This window comes from Vulcanibacillus modesticaldus (assembly GCF_001730235.1).
Lineage (GTDB): Bacteria > Bacillota > Bacilli > Tepidibacillales > Tepidibacillaceae > Vulcanibacillus > Vulcanibacillus modesticaldus.
Window position 1 is genome coordinate 1 of record NZ_MIJF01000065.1, and the last position, 2,633, is coordinate 2,633.

Here is a 2,633-nt window from a genome sequence, read left to right on the forward strand (position 1 = left end):
CTGGTTACGAATTTTACTTTGGAAGCCATACGATAATTGGATAAAGTTAATGGTTAAAGCACCAGGATAAAAATAGTTATTGTAAGTTGTTTTGTTTTTTTGTGAATAATTAAATCAAATAGTAATAATTGCCAAATGGACAGTGATCACCTTTAGTTGGTTACTGGTTCTTTGGTCGAAGTTTAGGAAAATATTGTTCAGAATATTGTGTGAACTAACCACTATAACTTTTATGCAACGCTATTGATTCTAATACTAAATTCATTGATTCTTTGCCATAACCTTGGTTCTTCTCGGATATAATTAATCTGATTAATTCGATACTATTATTTTCGTTCTCTATTCCAGCTATTATTATAAAACCAACTGTTTTTAGATCGTTAGTCTCTACAATTAAATGTAATTTATCTCTATTACTTATGGCTTCAAGATGTTTTTTTCTTGACCAAGGAATAATATATTTTTTGTTTTCTAAATCTTGCTCAGTATCAATAACGTAATCCAGATCCTCCGTTCGAGTTTTTCTAAATCGTAATTTTTTAGATTCAATTATCAAATGATTGTCACCTCACATTATAGATTTGATAATTATAAAATTTCTTAGCAGAGATTCCGCCTAACGTTTTCGTATCCCCGACGCCCTTGAGCTTATAGGTGTTTCCGAGTTTTAGATAACTCCTATCTTAAGCTCTGGAATGCCTCCGAGTAGATCTTTTGTAAATTTCATTTCTTCAAAATTCATTAAGATGCCAATAATACTTGATAATGAAATTAGAGTAAATGTATAACTCATATTTCTATTCTTTAAAAAATTATAAGTCACTTTACTTAGTAAAATATTGAACAGTACAAATGATATAGTAAAAGGAAAAATAACCAATAATCCAAGATTTCCATTCCATGATTGGGAATCTGTTGGAAAGGTAAAAAATTCATAGACTATACTATTGCTTCAACATCTTCAATTAACAAATGTTTTTGTTCATTTTTTGTAGAATTATACCTATAAATCCATAAGTGCTACAAATGCTGCTATTATCATCCAAAGAGATGCGATAAAAAAAGTAATAAACATTTTTATAAAAGCATCAACTCTTTTATATCCACGAATTCTTAATGTGAAATAACCTGTTAATGCACTAGAAAATGCCCAAACAGTTAAAGTCCCAGTAAATACTCCTGGTTCTGGACTTTGATACATTTCAATATCGTATAATTCAATCCATAAAATTAATCCAGTTAAAATAATTGTCAAAAGCCTCCGACCAAGGGCGTCGGCCCGCAGGGGGATATTGTGTTTTCTGACGTTAAAGATTTTTTAATAGTTCGTTCTTATTTTCATAGTATTTCTTTAGTAAGTATGGTATAAAGTCATCAAATGATTTAAATTTGTCTCGATGTTTTTGATAATATTCTATTTGTTCTGTAGTAAACTCTGTTAGATAAAATCCCCGTTCTGTTTCATATTTCAAATTATCTTTATATTGTTCTCTTAATTTGTAATTATTAATGCCCCTTATAATCTGTTCATTGAGAAAAGTCTCAGTACTTCCATAGTGCTGTTTAATCATTTTATCCTCTACAGGCTTATATAATTGATAAAGATTGTACTTATTGATGAGACTTATATTTTTTTTAACAACTGGATTCACATAAGAATGCCCCCACTCATGCAGAGATATATAAAAGATATCGTTCCCGAAATCTGGTTCCTCGTTACTGCTTTCAGATGCTCTTATTATCTCATATACTGCTTTGTCACCATTGTTTTTTTCAATTGTAACTGCATAGCCTCCTAAAGGAAACATTGCAGGAGCTAAAATTAAGTGATATTCATTATTGATATAACCATAAAAATTATTCATCCAGTCTAATACTTCATCAGCATTAAAGTTTTGACTAATTTTTCTTATATATCTTTGATAATCTGATTTATGATTATTAAAGAAATTCTCTTTAAAATTCGATTTTCTCTCAAGATCTATTAATGCTAATCGAAAATCCTCTAAAATTGCTTCACCTTTTGCTCTTTCGATTAGATAATCACTATATCCGTTACTAGAATCTAAATTAGGAATCTCGCTTAAACCCAAAATAAAGTTAAGAGGAGCATCAAACGTAAAACCGTTATCAATTAATTCATTTGCTATTTCTATAGCTTTATGATTTTTATAATAAGAAAAGAAGTATTGCAATTCCCGAAAATATTCGTTTCCATTACCTTCAGGTCCTCGTATATTCATCCATTTGGTTTGACTCAAAACACCAGACAACAACTCTACTCTAGGTAAAATTTCTATACTAATTTTTTTATTTTTATATTCAGTGACAGTTAGTTTATTATTTATATAATTACTAAATATAAAAATAAACAATAAAATTATGAGATGGAGTTAGTATAGTTTTGTGGACACACCTTAGTTAAGTCTAATACAATAATTTTGAGAGGATGTGTCCTATATGAAAAGAAAAGGTGTAGCAAAAAAATATACTGAAGATTTTAAACAAACAATAGTGGAACTCTACAATTCTGGAACTCCAGTAAAAAAATTAAGTAGCGAATATGGTGTATCTGAAGTAACGATATATAAATGGATTAGGTCCTATACCCCTGTAGGTGAAGGAAAGGATTC

General features: G+C 29.2%; 4 protein-coding genes. 1 reads left to right on the plus strand and 3 read right to left on the minus strand.

The window, feature by feature from the left end; translation table 11 throughout:
- Nucleotides 1–214: 214 nt before the first annotated feature.
- The 3 genes from BHF71_RS09675 to BHF71_RS09685 all read right to left on the minus strand — a co-directional run bounded on the left by BHF71_RS09675 (nt 215) and on the right by BHF71_RS09685 (nt 2,273).
- Complete coding sequence (locus BHF71_RS09675; RefSeq protein ID WP_069657438.1) at nt 215–556, minus strand: GNAT family N-acetyltransferase; 342 nt, start codon at nt 554–556, stop codon at nt 215–217.
- 447 nt (nt 557–1,003) lie between these two features.
- Nucleotides 1,004–1,255: a hypothetical protein gene (locus BHF71_RS09680; protein ID WP_069657439.1), complete on the minus strand. Its 252-nt coding sequence runs from the start codon at nt 1,253–1,255 to the stop codon at nt 1,004–1,006.
- Between the two features lie 52 nt (nt 1,256–1,307).
- Entirely contained in the window at nt 1,308–2,273 is a 966-nt protein-coding gene (locus BHF71_RS09685; protein WP_069657440.1) for a DUF4932 domain-containing protein, read from the minus strand.
- Nucleotides 2,274–2,460: 187 nt separating this feature from the next.
- Here BHF71_RS09685 and BHF71_RS09690 point away from each other — a divergent pair.
- Nucleotides 2,461–2,633, plus strand: a 173-nt coding sequence (locus BHF71_RS09690) for a transposase (protein ID WP_084024127.1), incomplete at its 3' end; no start/stop codon positions are given.